This window comes from Acrocarpospora pleiomorpha (assembly GCF_009687885.1).
In the GTDB taxonomy this organism is placed as follows: Bacteria; Actinomycetota; Actinomycetes; order Streptosporangiales; family Streptosporangiaceae; genus Acrocarpospora; species Acrocarpospora pleiomorpha.
In genome coordinates, this window is the sequence record NZ_BLAF01000021.1 from 139,163 (window position 1) to 157,720 (window position 18,558).

At 69.4% G+C, this 18,558-nt stretch carries 14 protein-coding genes; 6 read left to right on the forward strand and 8 right to left on the reverse strand.

Annotated features, from left to right (window positions below; genetic code table 11):
• Nucleotides 1-45: 45 nt before the first annotated feature.
• The gene (locus Aple_RS20290; RefSeq protein WP_155346207.1) at nucleotides 46-1,482 is read left to right on the forward strand and encodes an aldehyde dehydrogenase; all 1,437 of its coding nucleotides are present in this window, start codon (nucleotides 46-48) and stop codon (nucleotides 1,480-1,482) included.
• Between the two features lie 104 nt (nucleotides 1,483-1,586).
• Here Aple_RS20290 and Aple_RS20295 read toward each other — a convergent pair whose 3' ends face one another.
• Nucleotides 1,587-2,321 carry an alpha/beta hydrolase gene (locus Aple_RS20295; protein WP_155346232.1) on the reverse strand — a complete coding sequence of 245 codons (735 nt, stop codon included), beginning with the start codon at nucleotides 2,319-2,321 and terminating at the stop codon, nucleotides 1,587-1,589.
• Between the two features lie 208 nt (nucleotides 2,322-2,529).
• On the opposite strand from Aple_RS20295, the gene typA reads away from it, so the two are divergent.
• A complete protein-coding gene (gene typA, locus Aple_RS20300) occupies nucleotides 2,530-4,383 on the forward strand; it encodes a translational GTPase TypA (RefSeq protein WP_155346208.1) in 1,854 nt (617 codons plus the stop codon).
• Nucleotides 4,384-4,542: 159 nt separating this feature from the next.
• The gene (locus Aple_RS20305) at nucleotides 4,543-5,154 is read left to right on the forward strand and encodes a superoxide dismutase family protein (RefSeq protein WP_155346209.1); all 612 of its coding nucleotides are present in this window, start codon (nucleotides 4,543-4,545) and stop codon (nucleotides 5,152-5,154) included.
• 148 nt (nucleotides 5,155-5,302) lie between these two features.
• On the opposite strand, the gene Aple_RS20310 is transcribed toward Aple_RS20305, so the two are convergent.
• From Aple_RS20310 to Aple_RS20320, 3 genes are all read right to left on the reverse strand, one after another.
• A complete protein-coding gene (locus Aple_RS20310; protein WP_155346210.1) occupies nucleotides 5,303-5,926 on the reverse strand; it encodes a DUF2461 domain-containing protein in 624 nt (207 codons plus the stop codon).
• A 364-nt stretch (nucleotides 5,927-6,290) separates the two neighbouring features.
• A complete protein-coding gene (locus Aple_RS20315; protein WP_246264657.1) occupies nucleotides 6,291-7,037 on the reverse strand; it encodes a polysaccharide deacetylase family protein in 747 nt (248 codons plus the stop codon).
• A 102-nt stretch (nucleotides 7,038-7,139) separates the two neighbouring features.
• Nucleotides 7,140-7,445, reverse strand: coding sequence for a hypothetical protein (locus Aple_RS20320; RefSeq protein WP_155346212.1), 306 nt, complete (start codon nucleotides 7,443-7,445; stop codon nucleotides 7,140-7,142).
• Between the two features lie 218 nt (nucleotides 7,446-7,663).
• Between Aple_RS20320 and Aple_RS20325 the strand changes: the two genes are divergently transcribed.
• Together Aple_RS20325 and Aple_RS20330 are read left to right on the forward strand one after the other, a co-directional pair.
• Nucleotides 7,664-8,488 (forward strand): DMT family transporter, encoded by an 825-nt coding sequence (locus tag Aple_RS20325; protein ID WP_246264658.1) that lies wholly within the window; start codon nucleotides 7,664-7,666, stop codon nucleotides 8,486-8,488.
• A gap of 18 nt (nucleotides 8,489-8,506) precedes the next feature.
• Entirely contained in the window at nucleotides 8,507-9,448 is a 942-nt protein-coding gene (locus tag Aple_RS20330; RefSeq protein WP_170321579.1) for an anti-sigma factor RsbA family regulatory protein, read from the forward strand.
• Between the two features lie 24 nt (nucleotides 9,449-9,472).
• Here Aple_RS20330 and Aple_RS20335 read toward each other — a convergent pair whose 3' ends face one another.
• Nucleotides 9,473-10,066: a sigma-70 family RNA polymerase sigma factor gene (locus Aple_RS20335; RefSeq protein ID WP_155346215.1), complete on the reverse strand. Its 594-nt coding sequence runs from the start codon at nucleotides 10,064-10,066 to the stop codon at nucleotides 9,473-9,475.
• 273 nt (nucleotides 10,067-10,339) lie between these two features.
• Here Aple_RS20335 and Aple_RS20340 point away from each other — a divergent pair, with 273 nt between their 5' ends.
• Nucleotides 10,340-11,410: a PLP-dependent cysteine synthase family protein gene (locus Aple_RS20340; protein ID WP_155346216.1), complete on the forward strand. Its 1,071-nt coding sequence runs from the start codon at nucleotides 10,340-10,342 to the stop codon at nucleotides 11,408-11,410.
• Here Aple_RS20340 and Aple_RS20345 read toward each other — a convergent pair.
• The 3 genes from Aple_RS20345 to Aple_RS20355 form a co-directional block, all read right to left on the reverse strand.
• The gene (locus Aple_RS20345) at nucleotides 11,388-13,190 is read right to left on the reverse strand and encodes a tetratricopeptide repeat protein (protein ID WP_155346217.1); all 1,803 of its coding nucleotides are present in this window, start codon (nucleotides 13,188-13,190) and stop codon (nucleotides 11,388-11,390) included. The two genes, Aple_RS20340 and Aple_RS20345, sit on opposite strands and share 23 nt — an antisense overlap.
• 269 nt (nucleotides 13,191-13,459) lie before the next feature.
• Complete coding sequence (ftsY, locus tag Aple_RS20350) at nucleotides 13,460-14,605, reverse strand: signal recognition particle-docking protein FtsY (RefSeq protein WP_155346218.1); 1,146 nt, start codon at nucleotides 14,603-14,605, stop codon at nucleotides 13,460-13,462.
• Nucleotides 14,606-14,759: 154 nt separating this feature from the next.
• Nucleotides 14,760-18,185 carry a chromosome segregation SMC family protein gene (locus tag Aple_RS20355; protein WP_155346219.1) on the reverse strand — a complete coding sequence of 1,142 codons (3,426 nt, stop codon included), beginning with the start codon at nucleotides 18,183-18,185 and terminating at the stop codon, nucleotides 14,760-14,762.
• Nucleotides 18,186-18,558 lie beyond the last annotated feature (373 nt).

Genomic DNA, 18,558 nt, shown 5'->3' on the forward strand with positions numbered 1-18,558 from the left:
CTATCCAAGCAAGCACTCGTTCAGGCAGCCGCGGGAGGCAGAGCAATGCTCCAGCACGACACGCTGTTCATCGGGGGCGACTGGGTGGCCCCCGCGAGCACCGGGACGATCGACGTCGTCTCCCCGCACACCGAGGAGATCGTCGCCCGGGTCCCGGACGGCACCCCGGCGGACATGGACCGCGCGGTGGCCGCCGCCCGCGCGGCCTTCGACCACGGCCCCTGGCCACGGATGACCATGCCGGAGCGCGCCGCGGTGGTCGCCAGGCTGGCCGAGCTATACGCCGCCCGCCAGGCCGAGATCGCCGACATCATCACCCTGGAGATGGGCAGCCCGATCACGTTCTCGCAGCTCGCCCAGGCGCCGCAGCCGCTCGGCATGCTGCAGTACTTCGCCCAGCTGGGCGAGACCTTCGAGGTCGAGGACCAGCGCCCCGGCATGTTCGGCCCGGTCACCGTGCGCCGCGAGCCGGTCGGCGTGGTGGCCGCCATCGTGCCGTGGAACGTCCCGCAGTTCGTCATCATGACCAAGCTGGCCCCCGCGCTCATCGCGGGCTGCACGGTGGTGATCAAGCCCGCGCCGGAGACTCCGCTGGACAGCTACCTGCTCGGTGAGATGATCAAGGAAGCCGGGATCCCCGACGGCGTCGTCAGCATCGTCGCGGCCGGCCGGGAGGCCGGAGAGCACCTGGTCGCCCATCCCGGCGTGGACAAGGTCGCCTTCACCGGCTCCACCGCCGCCGGCCGCCGGATCGGCGCGATCTGCGGAGAGCAGCTCAAACGCTGCAGCCTCGAACTCGGCGGCAAGTCCGCCGCGATCATCCTGGACGACTGCGACCTGCCCTCAGCGATGGGCTTCCTGTCCATCGCCTCCCTGCTCAACAGCGGCCAGGCCTGCGTCGCCCAGACCCGCATCCTGGCCTCCCGCAGCCGGTACGACGAGGTCGTCCAGGCGGTGGCCGAAATGGTGACCGGCCAGACCGTCGGCGACCCCGGCGACCCGACCACCGCGATCGGCCCGATGGTGGCCCAACGCCAGCAGGAACGCGTCGAGAACTACATCAGGATCGGCCTCGACGAGGGCGCCAAAGCCGTCGTCGGCGGCCTCGACCGCCCCTTCGACCGCGGCTGGTACGTCTCCCCCACCGTCTTCGCCAACGCCGCCAACGACATGCGCATCGCCCGCGAGGAGATCTTCGGCCCGGTCCTCACGGTGATCCCGTACGACGACGAGGCCGACGCCGTCCGCATCGCCAACGACAGCGACTACGGCCTGTCCGGCAGCGTCTGGACCGCCGATACCGACCACGGCATGGACGTGGCCCGGCGGGTGCGCGCGGGAACATATGGCGTCAACATGATGAACACTTTGGAGCCCGGCACGCCGTTCGGCGGCTACAAGGCCAGCGGCCTCGGCCGCGAGCTCGGCCCCGAAGGCCTGGCGGCCTACCTGGAGTACAAGAGCATCGCGCGCCTCGGTTAGAGGTTCCTGTCCGGTCCGGTACGGGAACCCGTACCGGACCGGAAGGACGCCCAGCGCGCCCCCGCGACGCTGGGCGAATTACATCCCCCTGTGGTAGACGCCCGTTATTCCATTTTGGTTCGCGCGGTCCACCGACCAATTCGGCGGATCAGATCTGGCGTAGCGGCCGACTCCGCGTGTCCGTAACCCCGCTCGATCCAGAGCTCCTTGGGGTGCTGGGCGGCCTCGAAGAGCTGGTTGGGGTGTTCCAGCGGGAAAAACGTGTCCGCGTCCCCATGGACGATCAGCAGCGGCGTAGGCGCGATCATGGGCACGGCCTCGTACGGCGCCAGCGGGATCGGGTCCCAGCTGCCGACCGCGATCCTGGTGCGTTTGGCCAGGCGGGCCGCGAGCCGTCCAGCCGGGTGCTCGATCGCCCAGTGCACCTGGCGCATCGGCCTGGTGCCCCGGTAGTACCAGCGGGCCGGGCCGCTCACCGCGACCACCGCGTCCACCCCGCCGTACAGCGCGGCGTGCCGCAGGGCCACCGCCGCGCCCATGGAGAAGCCCACGGTGACGACACGCCGGTAGGCGGTGCGGGCGTGCCGTACGGCGGCGTCCAGGTCGAGGACCTCCAGGTCACCGACGGTGGACAGGCCCGAGGAGCGGCCGTGGCCGCGGAAGTCGATGGCCAGCACCCCGCCGTACCTGGCCAGGACGGCGGCGATGCGGCGGGTGGCCGGCGAGCGCCACGAGCCGGTGAAGCCGTGCGCCAGCACGATGCCCAGCTCGCCGGTGTTCCCCATCGGGCCGGGCAGGTGCCCGGCGTCGATTCTGACCCCGTCGGAGGTGCGCAGCATGGCGCCGTAAACAGGAGCGATCACCACCCTCCCAAGGTTACGGATGGCTGGTTATATGCAGCGTCCAGTAGAGGTCAGCGTTTCCCGGGCGCATCGTGGTAACACGGATCAACTAAAATGGGAAGGCCGCACTCTCGCGGCAGGAGCGTCTCGCCGCAAAGTCCGGGACGCGGACGACAGCCCCGACGAACCAGAGCGAGACTCCACTATGCCTTTGAACAGCCGCGACGACCTGCGGAACCTCGCGATCATCGCGCACGTCGACCATGGCAAGACCACGCTTGTGGACGCCATGCTCTGGCAGTCCGGGGCGTTCCGCGCCAACCAGGACGTCGACGAGCGTGTCATGGACTCCAACGACCTAGAGCGCGAGAAGGGGATCACCATTCTCGCGAAGAACACGGCGGTCAAGCACGGCGGCCGCACCCTCAACATCATCGACACGCCCGGCCACGCCGACTTCGGCGGCGAGGTCGAGCGCGGCCTGTCCATGGTGGACGGCGTGGTGCTGCTGGTGGACGCCTCCGAGGGCCCGCTGCCGCAGACCCGCTTCGTGCTGCGCAAGGCGTTCGAGGCGAAGATGCCGGTCATCCTGTGCATCAACAAGGTGGACCGGCCCGACGCGCGGATCAAGGAGGTCGTGGACGAGGTCTACGAGCTCTTCATCGATCTGGACGCCACCGAGGAGCAGATCGACTTCCCGATCGTGTATGCCTCGGCCAAGGCCGGCCGCGCCTCGCTGAACCGGCCGGACGACGGCGGCATGCCCGACTCCGACGACCTCGAGCCGCTCTTCGAGACGATCTACCAGACCATCCCGGCCCCCACCTACGACCCGTCCGCGCCGCTGCAGGCCCACGTCACCAACCTGGACGCCTCCAGCTACCTGGGCCGGATCGCGCTCTGCCGGGTGCACCACGGCACGATCAAGAAGGGCCAGCAGGTGGCCTGGTGCCGCACCGACGGCACCATCCAGCGGGTGAAGATCACCGAGCTGCTGATGACCGACGCGCTGGAGCGCAAGCCGGCCGAGGAGGCGGGCCCCGGCGACATCATCGCCATCGCCGGCATCCCGGAGATCATGATCGGCGAGACCCTGGCCGACCCGGAGGACCCGCGCCCGCTGCCGCTGATCACGGTGGACGAGCCGGCCATCTCCATGACCATCGGCACCAACACCTCGCCGCTGGTCGGCCGGGTCAAGGGCTCCAAGGTCACCGCCCGGATGGTCAAGGACCGGCTGGACCGGGAGCTGGTCGGCAACGTGTCGCTGCGCATCCTGCCGACCGAGCGCCCGGACACCTGGGAGGTGCAGGGCCGCGGCGAGCTGGCGCTGGCCATCCTGGTCGAGCAGATGCGCCGGGAAGGCTACGAGCTGACCGTCGGCAAGCCGCAGGTGGTCACCAAGGAGATCGACGGCAAGCGGCACGAGCCCGTCGAGCGCCTCACCGTGGACTGCCCGGAGGAGTATCTGGGCGCGGTCACCCAGCTGCTGGCGGTCCGCAAGGGCCGGATGGAGCACATGACCAACCACGGCACCGGCTGGATCCGGATGGAGTTCGTGGTCCCGGCCCGCGGCCTGATCGGCTTCCGGACCGAGTTCCTGACCGAGACCCGGGGCACCGGCCTGGTGCACCACGTCTTCGACTCCTACGAGCCGTGGTTCGGGGAGCTGCGCACCCGGGGCAACGGCTCGCTGGTGGCCGACCGCTCGGGCCCGGTCACCGCGTTCGCGATGACCAACCTGCAGGAGCGCGGCATCCTGTTCGTCGGCCCGACCACCGAGGTGTACGAAGGGATGATCGTCGGGGAGAACTCGCGCTCCGACGACATGGATGTGAACATCACCAAGGAGAAGAAGCTCACCAACATGCGCTCCTCCACGGCCGATGTGACCGAGACGCTGATCCCGCCGCGCCAGCTGTCGCTGGAGCAGGCGCTGGAGTTCATCCGGGACGACGAGTGCGTGGAGATCACGCCGGAGACGGTCCGGATCCGCAAGGTCGTGCTGGACGCCTCCACCCGCGCCCGCACGGCCGCCAGGGCCAAGCGCGGCAGCTGAGGTCGCTTCGGAACGCCCGTCCCGGTTGGGGCGGGCGTTTCGCTTTTCTTCCGGCCGGAAGTTGGAACCCTGGGCTCGGGTTCCCGTCGTGGCGGCGAACCGTTCGCGCTGTCGTGTGCGACAGAGGAGACACCAGCGCAGACGGAGGAGAACACAGCAATGAGCCAGCGCGTCACGAACATCGTCCTGACCGCCACGATCGCCATCGGCCTGGGCGTGGCCGGGGTGGCCACGATGGCGCAGGCGTCCCAGCGCGACAAGCCGGTGCGCGTCGCCATCCGGGATGTGAAGGGCACCCGGATCGGCACGCTCGCCGTGGTGAACAAGGACGGGGCCCGAACCCGGGTCACCGTCAAGGTCCACCACCTTGCCCCCGGATACCACGGCTTCCACATCCACGCCGTCGGCGTCTGCGACCCGAAGTCCGTCGACCCGGCGACCGGGTTGGTGTCGCCGTTCTTCAGCGCGGGCGGGCATCTCGACCTCGCTCCCGGCGGGCACAGCCATCCGGCGCACTCCGGCGACATGCCGCCGCTGCTGGTCCGCAAGGACGGCACCGGGTCGGCCTCGTTCATCACCGACCGGTTCCGGGCTGCCCAGCTCTCCGACGCCGACGGCAGCGCGGTGATCGTGCATGCCCTGCCGGACAACTTCGCCAATGTCCCCAGCCGCTACGCGCCCAACGGTCCGGACGAGGCCACCCTCAAAACGGGCGACTCGGGGCCGCGTGCCGCCTGCGGCGCTATTAAGCCGATCAAAGCGTCCAAGTAGGGCGCAAGCCATTTGCAATCCCCAGGCCGCACGCTGAATGGCAGAGGAAGGGGGCTTCCGATGAAAATCGTGAGTGGAAGTTTCTACGTGGCGCTGTTCTGCGCCTGGGCGATCATCGCTGTGGTCGCTTTCGTGGCTCAGTACGTGGTCAGCTGAGTCTGACCCGCAACCAATCGACCAATGGTGTGAGGGTCCGCCAGGTCTGGCGGACCCGGTCGAGGGCCTCGGGGGTGTGCACCCAGGGTTCCGGTTCGTACTGGCGGGCGGCGTAGAGGGACTTGTGGCGGAGCAGGTCAAGGCGGGGGTGATCTTCGGGAACGCCGCGGGGGCGGGTCTTGAGCCGGTCGCCGGAGATCCTGAAATCCGGGCGCAGACCGTCGACGATCTTTTCCAGTTCGGATCCGATGGCGTCGTCCTCGAGGGCGGCCCGGAACCGGTTGGTCATCTCCCCCTGGGACCACCAACCGCCCGCCACATAAAGCCCATCCGCACCGATATGCAGGTAATACCCCACCCCATCGAGAATCTGGATGTAGCCACCCTGATGGTCCTTATATGGCGTTTTATCCTTTGAAAAGCGCACATCTCGGTACGGCCGGAACAGGTGCGGCGTCCCGAACTCATCAGCCAACTCATCCAGCATCGCAGCCACAGGCGCTTTGACCATCGTGTCATACACCTGTTTGTTGGCATTCCAGTAGGACTTGGAGTTATCCACCTCCAAGCCCTCGTAGAACATGAACGCCTCATCCGGAATCCCACTGAACGCCATGGGCTCCACCGTATCGGGCTACCACGGCGATGACGGAGGCGGGCGAAGCCCAAGAGAGGACCACCACGCCAAAGCTGTCGTGCCGTGGGGGGAGCGACTTGTCATGGCGCAGTGGTTCTCCCACCCACCCAGCCCTTTGTTCTCTCGGGCTCCGCCCGTCCCCGCCACCTCCGTGGTCACCCGAACGAAGCGGCGATCGATCCGGGGTTCTCCCACCCACCCAGCCCTTTTGTTTTCCCTCGGGCTCCGCCCGCCCCCGTCGTCACCGTGGTTTCCCACAGGGCGACCACGGCGACCACGGCGATGGCGGGGTCGGGCGGAGCCCGAGGTGAAACAAAGGGCTGGGTGGGTGGGAGAACCACCCTTACGTCGGGCGCTCCTTGCGCGCGTGGAAGTACTCCTTCCCGGGGGTCGTCTCGCCGAACAGCTCAGTGACCGTGACGTAGGTGAACCCCTTCGCGTCCAGCAGGTCGAGCAGCTTGGGCACTGCTTGCACGGTCGAGGCGTGGATGTCGTGCATGAGGATGACATCGCCGGGCTTGGCCTTGAGGCAGCGTTTGGCCACCAGATCGGCGTTACGGTCCCGCCAGTCCATGGTGTCGAGACCCCACAGGATCTGGGCCATGCCGTACCGCCGGGTCATCGCCGCCACCCCCGGACTGGTCGCGCCATAAGGCGGGCGCATCGTCCGCATCCGCACCCCGGTATACCTGCCCACCGCGAGCTGCGTCCTGACCAACTGCTCCTTGAGCGCGGCCTCCGACAGCGAGGGCAGCGCCGGATGGTCCCAGGAATGGTTCCCCAGCTCGTGACCCTCAGTGACCATACGCTGCAACAGCCCGGCGGTCTTCTCGGAGACCATCCGGCCAACGACGTAGAAGGTGGCCTTGGCGCCATGCTCGGCGAGCCGGTCCAGGACCATCCCGGTCTCGTCACCGGGCCCGTCGTCGAAAGTGAGCGCGACGCACTTGAGCTTGTGGCAGTCGATGCCCCGGGCCTGCGGCGCGACCGGAAAACGTGGCGCCGGCCAGCCCGGCTGGATCGAGGCCAGCTGCCGCGCCAGCGTCGCCGGATCATGGACGGGTGGCGGCAGGGCGGGCAGGGACGCCATTTTCTCGGGAGCAACCGCATTGGTAACAGCACCACTACAGCCGGTAACCGCCATGAGCAATACGAGTCCCAGCCGCATTCTTCCCCCCGAGGCAGGCGGGGACTAGGGATAGTCCTCGGCCGTGTCCCCCCGTAAGACCTTGGCCAAGTCCTCCCACCAGTGCGGCACATCGGCCTGCAACTCGGCATACCGTCGGGCCACCCTGATGGCGCATCCAACCGGATCCGTACCCAGGTGGCGGCGTTTCACCGCGCCTTCCTGCCAGCGGAAGAAGCCGTCACGGTAGCTCACGACAAGGCCGATCCAAACCGAGAGCGTAGCGTCATCGCCGATCTCGTACGCGTCGTCCACTCCGACGTTGGCCAGTTCGGCACGGAGTTTCTCCACGGCCGCGCGAGACTCACTCAACGGCCACCCCCAGCAGACGTAGCGACGCGCACAAGGAGGGATGTACCCAGCATCGGGCCACCCCTCGCATGCTCATGGGGTAATCATGGGACTCCACCCCGTGACTTCGCAGCGTTATCCGGCTTCTGCATGGTTGTCGGGCCGGTCGATGAGCTTTCGTGCCCTTTTGTAAGGTATTGGGGTCCGCTTCACAATTACGGGGGGTTAGCGTGACGGCTGTGGCGCTCGCGACAGCGTGTGCGGTCATCTTCGGCACCGCCGATTTCTTCGGCGGTCTCGCGACCCGCCGATCCCGGGTGCTGGCCGTCGTGGTGTGTTCCCAACTGGGCGGCATGGTCCTGGTTCTGGCGCTGATGCCGTTCCTGCCGGGAATCGCCAGCTCGGGCGCGCTGCTGTGGGGCATGGCCTCCGGGGTGGCCGGCGGGCTGGGGATCGTGCTGTTCTACCGCGGCCTGGCGATGGGCAAGATGTCGGTGGTCGCGCCGATCACAGCCACCACGGCGATGGCCGTACCCGTGCTGTTCGGGTTACTCGCGGGCGAGCGGCCGTCCGTACTGGCGCTGAGCGGGGTCGTGCTCGGACTGCTCGCGGTGATGCTGGTGAGCCGGGAGCCAGGCGGCTCCGCCGGGCTGACGCTGGGCCCGGTGCTGAACGCGCTCGCCTCCGGGGCCGGGTTCGGCGGGTTCTTCATCCTGTTGAAGCTGGCGCCCGCCGACGCCGGGCTGTGGCCGCTGGTGGGGGCGCGAATCGCGTCGATCGCGCTGGTGGCGGCGCTGGCGGTGGCGACGCGGCGGAGCATGCGCCCGGCCGCCGGGTCGTGGCGGGTGACGATCGCGGCCGGGGTGCTGGACATGGCGGCCAACGTGCTGTTCCTGCTGGCCGCCCAGCGGGGCATGCTGATCTTGGTGACCGTGCTGGTGTCGCTGTACCCGGCGAGCACCCTGCTGCTGGCCCGATATGTGCTCGGAGAACGGCTGAGTTCCACGCAAATTGCGGGCGTTGGCTGCGCATTGGGGGCAATCGCGTTGATTGCGGCTTCCTAGATGCATTGTCATAAGACGTTGGAGCTTGTTACGTTCGTCCCCGTGCAGGTCGAGCGGGCTCCTCTCGTCTCCGAGCCGTTCGCGCACATGGCTGTGGCGTATGGCTCTGGTGAGGAATACCTGAAAACGGTCCTGCCCGCTTTGCTGGATGGCCTGCGCCGAGGGGAACGCACCATCCTGCTCGGCCCTGAGGAGAACCTCGATCTGGTACGGACCGCGCTCGGCGCCGACGCCACCCGGGTCGAACTGGGACTGAGCCAGGACTGGTACGGCCATCCGGCCCGGACCATGGCCGCCTACCTCGACTTCGCCCGGCGGAACGGCCCGGCCAGGATGATCTGCGAACCGGTCTGGTCGTCGGCCAGGGACGCGGCCGAGTGGGCCAAGATCGAGGCGATCGCGAACCTGGCGTTCGCCGGGATCCAGGCGACGATGATGTGCGTCTACCGGGATCCGGGCGAGGAGGTGTTTCGCAGCCATCCCTGGTATCTGGACGGCGAGGCGGTCCGGGCGAGCGAGCCGTACCTCCCGCCGGAGCGGATGGACTGGGAGCAACCGGCGTTCGAGTCCCCTCCGGCCGAGGCCGAAGGGCTGGACTTCGATCTGCCCGGCGTACGGCGCATGCGGGCATTCGTCCGCGATCAGGCGTACGCGGCGGGGCTGGAGCGGGACGAGGTGACCTCGCTGGTGCTGGCCGCGGCCGAGATCGCCGCGAACGCGGTCGAGCACGGGGCGGGGCACGGCCGGGTGGCGGTGTGGCGGGCCGGGGACGAGCTGATCTGCGAGATCACCAACCCGGACGCCGGGATCGAGGTGCCTTTCCCGGGATATATCCCACCAGAGCATGAGTCGTTGCGGGGTTACGGCCTGTGGATCAGCCGCCAGCTCTGCGACGCCATGGAGGTCAGAACGCTGGACGGGAAGTCCTGCGTCCGCCTTCACATGCGTATGACCCTTTAAGCCGCTTTCAGCCGAAATTTCGGCTTATGCGGCTACGCTTTCCGACTCCCGGACGACGCCCTCCTCCCGGGCGTACTCCTCCAGCATGCCGCGCAGCTGCCGCCGCCCGCGATGCAGCCGCGACATCACCGTCCCGATCGGCGTGCCCATCCGGTCGGCGATCTCCTTGTACGCGAAGCCTTCCACGTCGGCGAGATACACCGCGACCCGGAAGTCCTCCGGCAGCGACCGGAGCGCGTTCATCACGACGTTGTCCGGCAGGGACTCCAGCGCCTCGGTCTCCGCCGACTTCAACCCGGTCGACATGTGCGACTCGGCGGCGGCCAGCTGCCAGTCCTCGATCTCCTCGGCGGCCGACAACTTCGGCGAGCGCTGCTTCTTGCGGTAGTCGTTGATGAAGTTGTTGGTGAGGATCCGGTGCAGCCACGCCTTCAGGTTCGTGCCCTCCCGGAACTGGTGGTAGGACGTGAAGGCCTTGGTCACCGTCTCCTGGACGAGGTCCTCCGCGTCTGCGGGGTTGCGGGTGAGACGCATGGCCGATGCGTACAACTGGCTGGTCACGGGCACCACGTCGCGCTCGAACCAGGCCTGACGCTGCTCATCGCTCATCGAGATCATGTCATCCCCCTGGAACTCTCTCCCCCGTTGCCCCTCCGGAACGGACCCATGCGGATATGGCGAACCGTCGTGGTCATCGTCATCGTGTCAGGTGACCCGTAAGCGGGGTGTTAACCGGCCAGAGGGGTTCAGACGGGAGCACCGGGACGGCAATGGCTTGATTACCCGCCTGCCGGACAAGTCTCATTATCATAACACTCTCGCCTCGTTCCGGAAGAAAGTGTGGCGTATGGCACTCGTTACAGTGGCTCCCATGAAACAACAGTGGCTCCCATGAAACACCTGGACCGGCACAACCCGGCGACTCGCGCGTGGGCGGCCGAGGCCATCCGGGCCGTGGAAGCCGACGCCAACCGCAGCTGCGACACCCACCTGCACGTCTTCCCCCTTCCCGCGCACTGGGGAGTGGACCTCTACCTGAAAGACGAATCGGTGCACCCAACCGGTTCACTCAAACATCGCCTCGCCCGCTCCCTGTTCCTCTACGGCCTGGCCAACGGCTGGATCGGCCCGCATACCACGATCATCGAAGCCTCCAGCGGCTCCACGGCCGTGAGCGAGGCGTATTTCGCCCGGCTGCTCGGCCTGCCCTTCATCGCGGTCATCCCGGCCACCACCTCGCCGGAGAAACGCGACATCATCGAGTTCTACGGCGGCAAGTGCCACCTGGTCGAGGACCCCGGAAAGATCTACGCAGAGTCGGCCCGGCTGGCGGCCGAGACCGGCGGCCACTACATGGACCAGTTCACCTACGCCGAGCGGGCCACCGACTGGCGCGGCAACAACAACATCGCCGAGTCGATCTTCGATCAGCTGGCCCTGGAACGGCACCCGGAGCCCACCTGGATCGTGGTCGGCGCGGGCACCGGCGGCACCTCGGCCACCATCGGCCGCTACATCCGCTACCGCCGCCACCAGACCAAGCTCTGCGTCGCCGACCCCGACGGTTCGGCCTTCTTCCCGTCCTGGGTCTCCGGCCAGAACGGCACGGCCCGCGGCTCCCGCATCGAGGGCATCGGCCGCCCCCGGGTGGAGCCGTCCTTCCTGCCGACCGTGATCGACCGCATGACCCAGGTGCCGGACGCGATGTCGATCGCCGCCATGCGGTGGACCCGCGAGGTCACCCATCGGGACGTGGGCGGATCGACGGGGACCAATATGGCGGCAGCCGTACAGATCATCAGGGAGATGCGGGCGGCCGGGGAGCGGGGCAGCGTGGTCACGCTCATCTGCGACGGCGGCGAGCGCTACCGGGGCACCTACGGCAACGACGACTGGCTGGCCGACAGGCGGATCGACATCGCGCCATACTTGGCCGAATTCAGGGCTTTTCTGGCGTCCTGAGGGCCTCGCGCACGTCCTCGTCGGCGGGGTCCAGCTCGGCCGCCCGCAGCAGATCGGCCTGGGCGCGCTCATGCCGGCCGACCGACCGCAGCGCGATCGCCCGGTTGAAGCGCAGCGCGGCGTCGTCGGCCAGCTCGATCGCCCGGGTGAGATCGGCGATCGCGCCCTCCGGGTCGCCCAGCTCGAAGGCCAGCTCACCCCGGCTGGCCCAGCCCGCGGCGAGCCCGGGATCGTGGAAGACCGCCGCGTCGTAGGCCTTGCGGGCCTCCGCGTACCGCGCGGTGGCCGCCTCCGCCTGCCCGAGCGCGCACAGCAGGTACGCGTTGCGCGGGTTCAACGCCAGACCCAGCCGCGCGTCGGCCCTGGCCCGGTCGAACTCGCCGATCGCCACCAGCAGCCCGGCCCGGTTGGCGTACGCGTCCACGAAGCCGGGGTCCAGCTCGATCGCGTAGTCCAGGTCGGCCAGCGCGCCCGCGTGGTCGCCGTCGGCGAAGCGGATCTCGGCCCGGTTGTAGTGGGCCTCGGGGAACGGCGGCCCGACCCGCATCGCGGTCTCGTAGTCGGCGGCCGCGTCCGCGGACCGGCCCAGCCGGTAGAGCAGGTTGCCGCGGTCGATGTAGTAGTCGGGGTAGCCGGGGTCGGCCTCGATCACCGCGTCCAGGTCGGCCAGGGCGGCGGCCGGGTCGCCGAGCAGCACGGTCAGCTGGGCCCGGTTCGCGCGCAGGACCAGGCGGTGGATCGCGTGCTCGCCCGGTTCGAGGTCCCGGTCGGCCAGCTCGATCGCTTCCTGAACCAGGCGCAGGGCCGAGTGGTGGCGGCCCAGCCGGGTCTCGATCAGGGCCTTGCCGTTCAGGTCGAAGCCCAGGTGGAAGGCGCGGACCCGCCGGTCGGGGAGCAGCCGGGTGATCGTGACGGCCTCGTTGATCCAGGCTCTGGCCTCCTCGATGTCCCGTTTCTCCGGGTCGTGGTGGCGGGTCAGGAGCATCGCGGTGGCGTACGCGGCCGTGGCCCGGTTGACCGGGTCGGTGCTCTCCCGGCGGGCCAGGTCGAAGAGGGCGCGGGCGTCGTCCTCGCGGTCGGTGGCGGCCAGCGCGCCCGCCGTGCGATGGACCAGGGCCCACCAGTCCTCGGTGTCCACCTGGGCGCGTTCGAGTGCGCGGGTTCCGGCCTCGGCGGCGGCGTGGTGGAAGCCTTCGGCGACGTATCGCCGTACCAGGTCGGGGGTGGGGGCCGGCCAGGTGTGCGCGGACGGCCCGCCCGCGCCGGGCACGCTCTCCACATGCAGGGGCAGTGCGGCGGCCAGCGGCGGTTCGGCCACCGGGGTGCACACCACGACGGTCAGCGTGGCGGGGTCGAGCCGCCGGAGCAGGACGCCGAGCAGCTCGCTGTCGGTGTGGTCGGCCTCGTGCACGTTCTCCACGACCAGCGCGACCGGACCGGCTTTTTCCAGATGATCGCGGACGAACTCGGCGATCCCGTTGGCCAGGCGGAGGGTGCGGCGCGGGGCGGGCACCAGGATGCGCTCCGCTTCTGGGACCCGCGTGGCCAGGGTGAGCCGCCGGGCTGGGACCAGATCGCGCAGGTCCGGTGCGGCCGCCCGGATCTCGATGTCGTGCCGGGCCACCAGTTCCGGCCGCGCCTCCGGCACCAGGACGGCGAGCAGCGCCGCCGCCACCGTGTAAGGGCCGCCGGAACGATGCGCGTCAATGGGCGCGAGCAAAAGGCGCGGCAGGTCTTTCTCCCCGTTCCAGCGGCTTCCTCGCACCCAAAGATGGCGCATCGTCCGACTCCCCTCACCGGTGAGGACCGGAACCCCGCGGCTCCGGCCCCACTGATCGATCAAGGAAGGTGCTTGGCGCTGGCGCTGCCGGACAGCTTGACTGGACCTGGCTTGTGCACGATGACCTTCTTCATCAAACGGCCTTCCAGATAGTTTCGGGACTCGCCAATGTCAACACAACCGCCAACGAATTAACAATACTTTGGCCGGTAATAGACATTTCCCGATAAATGCACTTAATTAGCTATTCAGTCACCCAGAAGCTTCGGTCACGCCTCTCCCAGAAGTGCGTCCACGAAGACTTCGGGGTCGAACGGGGCCAGATCGTCGGGGCCCTCGCCGAGGCCGGCCAGCTTGACCGGAACGCCCAGCTCCCGCTGGACCGAGATGACGATGCCGCCCTTCGCGGTGCCGTCCAGCTTGGTGAGCGCGATGCCGGTGATGTTCACCACCTCGGCGAACACCTGGGCCTGGCGCATGCCGTTCTGGCCCGTGGTCGCGTCCAGCACCAGCAGCACCTCGTCGACCTGGGCCTTCTTCTCGATGACCCGCTTGACCTTGCCGAGCTCGTCCATCAGTCCGGTCTTGGTGTGCAGGCGGCCGGCGGTGTCCACGATCACCACGTCCACCTTGTCGGCCATGCCGCGGGCCACCGCGTCGAACGCGACCGAGGCCGGGTCCCCGGCTTCCGGGCCGCGCACCACGGTCGCGCCCACCCGGTCGCCCCAGGTCTGCAGCTGGTCGGCGGCGGCGGCCCGGAACGTGTCGGCCGCGCCCAGCACCACCGTCTTGCCGTCGCCGATCAGGGCGCGGGCCAGCTTGCCGGTCGTGGTGGTCTTGCCGGTGCCGTTCACGCCCACCACCAGCAGCACGGCCGGGCGCTCACCCGGCGCGGAGGTGTGCAGCGTGCGGTCCAGGCCCGGGTTGATCTGGGCGAGCAGCTGCTCCCTGAGCAGCCCGCGCACCTCCGCCGGGGTACGCGTGCCGAGCACCTTCACCTTGGTCCTGAGCTCGTCCACCATGGCCCGGGTGGGCGCCACCCCCACATCGGCGGTGATCAGGGTCTCCTCGATCTCGTCCCAGACGTCGTCGTCCAGGCGGTCCCGGGAGAGCAGGTCGAGCAGGCCCTTGCCGAGCGTGCTCTGCGAGCGGGCCAGCCGGGCGCGCAACCGGACCATCCGGCCCGCCGACGGCGGCGGGACCTCGATCTCCGGCGGCTTGACCAGCTCCTCCGCCGGCGGTGCCAGCGTCGCCGTCGCGGTGCCGCCCGATTCCTCCTCCGCCCCGCCACCCACCAGCGGCGTGTCCACGGGAGGAAGAGGCTTGCCCTTCGGCCGGAACATGAAGAAAAGACCACCGGCCACCAGCAAGGCGGCCAGGATCACGACAATGGTGATGACCAGGTAACCATCCACAACCGTCAGTTTTCCAGATAACGCCGGGGGCTGTGTCTATGGCCGCGCCTCCGGCACGTCGGGCTTGGCCGCCTTCAGCCTGTGCCTTCCCTCGTCACTCCGGCCGCTTCGCGACCTGCGTTCCTCAGTCCAGACACAGGCGCGGCCAAGCCGGTCAGGCGTGCTCGCGTAGTCGCTGGCTGACCACCTGGGTTACGCCGTCGCCGCGCATCGATACTCCGTAGAGCGCGTCGGCGATCTCCATGGTGCGCTTCTGGTGGGTGATCACGATCAGCTGGGAGCTCTGCCGGAGTTCCTCGAAGAGGGTCAGCAGGCGCTGGGTGTTGGTGTCGTCGAGGGCGGCCTCGACCTCGTCCATCACGTAGAACGGGGACGGGCGGGCTTTGAAGATGGAGATCAGGAACGCGACGGCGGTCAGGGAGCGTTCGCCGCCGGAGAGCAGGGAGAGGCGCTTCACCTTCTTGCCGGGTGGGCGTGCCTCGACCTCGACGCCGGTGGTGAGCATGTCGCTGGGGTCGGTCAGCAGCAGCCTGCCCTCGCCGCCGGGGAAGACCCGCTCGAAGATCTGCGAGAACTCGCGCTGCACGTCGTCGTAGGCGGCGGTGAACACCTGCTCGACCCGGTCGTCCACCTCCTTGACCACCAGCAGCAGGTCGCGCCTGGTCTTCTTGAGGTCCTCCAGCTGCGAGGTCAGGAACGTGTGGCGCTCCTCCAGGGCCGCGAACTCCTCCAGCGCGAGCGGGTTGACCTTGCCCAGCTGGGTCATCTGCTTGTCGGCGGCCCGCGCGCGTTTCTCCTGCTCGGCACGGACATACGGAACCGGGGGTTCGCCCGGAACCGCCACCGTCGGCCCGTATTCGGCGATGAGCGCGTCGGTCTCGACGCCGTACTCGTCCATGGCGCGCTCCTGGAGTTGCTCGAGCCGCAGGCGCTGCTCGGTCCTGGCCATCTCGCTGCCGTGCACCCGGTTGACCAGCTTGTCCAGCTCGACTCCGAGTTCCCTGACCCGGACCCTGACCATCTTCAGCTCGGCGTCCACGGCCTCCCGTACCGTCTCCGCCTCGTCCCGCTCGGCGGCGGCCCGCGCCAGCGAGGTCTCCAGCGCGCCCAGCGCCGTCTGGGCGCCCTTGACCACGGCCGCGGCCACCTTGGCCTGGATCCGCCTGCGCTCCCGCTGCGCCGCCGCCCTGGCCCGGTCCTCACGCTCCCGGCGCGCCGCGCGCAGCAGGCCGTCGGCGCGGCCCGCGATCCCCCTGACCCGCTCCTCGGCCGTGCGCACGGTCAGCCTGGCCTCCATCTCGGCCTGCCGGGTGACCCCGCAGGCCGCGGCCAGCTCGTCGCGCAGTTCGGTGGTCGGCTCGGCCTCCAGTTCGTCCGCGTACTCCTCCTCGGCCAACCGCTCCTCCAGCTCGGCGATCCCGGCCCGCGCCACCTCCCGGGCCTCCTCGGCCCCCTGGACGGCCAGCGCCAGCCGCGCACCCTCGTCCCGCGCGGCCTTCACCGCGGCCTCCAGCCGCGCCAGCTGCTTGGCCGCGTCCGCCAGCCGCTGATCCGCGTCCCGCTGCCGGCCCCGCACCCGATCGAGTACGGCCTGCGCCGCGTCCAGCCCGCTTCGCGCCGAGTTGACCCCGTTCTGGGCGACGGTGACGCCGGTCTGCGCCTCGTTCACCCGGCCCTGCGCGGCCTCCACGGCCTCCCGGGCCTCGGCCTCGGCGTAGACGGCCTCCTCCAGGGCGGATGCGTGCTCAGCCGCGGTGGCCTCGGCCGCGCTGAGGTCGGCGACGGCCTGCTCCAGGGCGGCTCTGACCTGCCAGGTCGAGTTGTCGGCTGAGCCGGTGCCGGTGAGCGCGCCGAACATCGCGTCCGGGCCCATCACGGCGGCCAGGTCGGGGCGGTTGGCCAGCAGCTGCTCCGCGGTGGGCACGTCCTTGGCCAGCAGGACCGGACGCCTGGGCCCGGCCAGCTCGCCGGTCACCCATTCCAGCTCGCCGTCGCCGGAGAGGCTGAGTTCCAGGGCGTCCCTGCGGGCGGTCAGGGCGCTCATGGCGCGTTGCGCGTCCTGGTCGGCGGCTCGTGCCGTACTGACCTGGGAGGTGGCCGCAGCCAGGGCCGCGCGCGGGGCCGCGACGGCGGCCTTGGCCTCCTCGACCAGGCCCTTCGCCTGCTCCACGATGTCGCGGGCGGCGTCGACCTGGGCTCTGGCCAGTTCCACGCCCTCCTGGGCGGATTCCAGTTCCGCAGTCAGTTCCGGGTCGGTCGCGGGTTCGCTCAGTTCCTGGGCGTCGTGGTCGGCTTGGGCTTGTTCGGCCCGTTTGCGGGCGTCGTCGAGGGACTTGGCGAGGCGGCCGATCTCCTCTTCGGCGGCACGCGCCCGGCTTCTGGCCGAATCCACCTGGCCGCGCAGCCGCGCCAGCGCCTCCCGGCGGTCGGCGGCGGCCCTGGCCATGGCGGCCAGCCTGCGCTCCTCGGCGGCCAGCGCCTCCTCGGCCTCGCCCCGGGTCTCCACGGCGACCGCGAGCCGCTCCTGGGCCTCCGCCAGCGCTTCCTGGAGTTCCCGCTCCTGTTCCCTGACCTCGGCCGCTTCCCGCTCGAACTCCTCCGGGTCCCGTCCCCGGCGTTCGATGGACGCCGCGTCCGCCGCGTGCCGCTCCCGTTCGGCCGCCAGGCTCTCCACCCCGCGCAGCCGCTCACGCAGGGCGGAAAGCCGGTAATACGTCTCCTGGGCGCCCGTCAGCCTCGGCTGCGCCTCGTTGGCGGCTGTCTCCAGCGCGGCCTCGCGCTCCTGGTTCTCCGCGTGCTCCCGCTCCACCTGCGCCCGCCTGGCCTGTACGGCGGCCTCGTCCTCGGCTTCCCGCTGGAGGGTGTCGCGTAAAGTCACGACATCGTCGGCGAGTAGCCGGAGCCGGGCGTCGCGCAGGTCGGCCTGGATCACGGCGGCCTTACGGGCGATCTCGGCCTGGCGTCCCAACGGCTTCAACTGGCGGCGCAGTTCGGTGGCCAGGTCCTGGACCCGGGTCAGGTTGGCCTGCATGGCGTCAAGCTTGCGGAGCGCCTTTTCCTTACGCTTGCGGTGCTTCAGCACGCCCGCGGCCTCTTCGATGAACGCGCGGCGCTCCTCGGGGCCCGCGTGCAGAACCTGGTCCAGCTGGCCCTGGCCGACGATCACGTGCATCTCGCGGCCGATGCCGGAGTCCGAGAGCAGCTCCTGGATATCCAGCAGACGGCAGGTGTCCCCGTTGATCGCGTATTCGCTCTGCCCCGACCGGAACATCAACCGGCTGATCGTCACCTCGGTGTAGTCGATCGGCAGCGCACCGTCGGTATTGTCGATCGTCAGCGTGACCTCGGCCCGCCCCAGCGGCGGACGTGACGAGGTCCCCGCGAAGATCACGTCCTCCATCTTCCCGCCACGCAACGACTTCGCGCTGTGCTCGCCCATCACCCAGGCCAGCGCGTCGACCACGTTGGACTTGCCGGAACCGTTGGGGCCGACCACACAGGTGATGCCGGGCTCGAACCGGAGGGCGGTAGCGGAGGCGAACGACTTGAACCCACGCAGGGTGAGGGTCTTCAGATACACTTCACGACCCCCTCCTGCTCCCCGCTCTGGGGGGAAGACTACCGGTCTTCCGTCCCATCAGCCGTGCCTTCCGCCCGGCTGCGCCTCCGGCACAGCGGGCTCAGCCGCCTCCAGCCTGCGTCTTCCCTCGTCACTCCGGGTCGCTCCGCTCCCCTGCGTTCCTCAGTCCAGACACAGACGCGGCCAGCCACTTCCCCCCTGCGACTGGAACAAACGGAATCGACAACCTCAGCACGGTGGTTCTCCCACCCACCCGCCCTTTGTTCTCCCCCGGGCTCCGCCCGGCCCTGCCGTCGCCGTGGCTCCCACGCGAGAGACCACGGCAGAGTGAGGCTTCCCCACCAACTTTCCGATGTTGGGGCTCGGTCTCGCT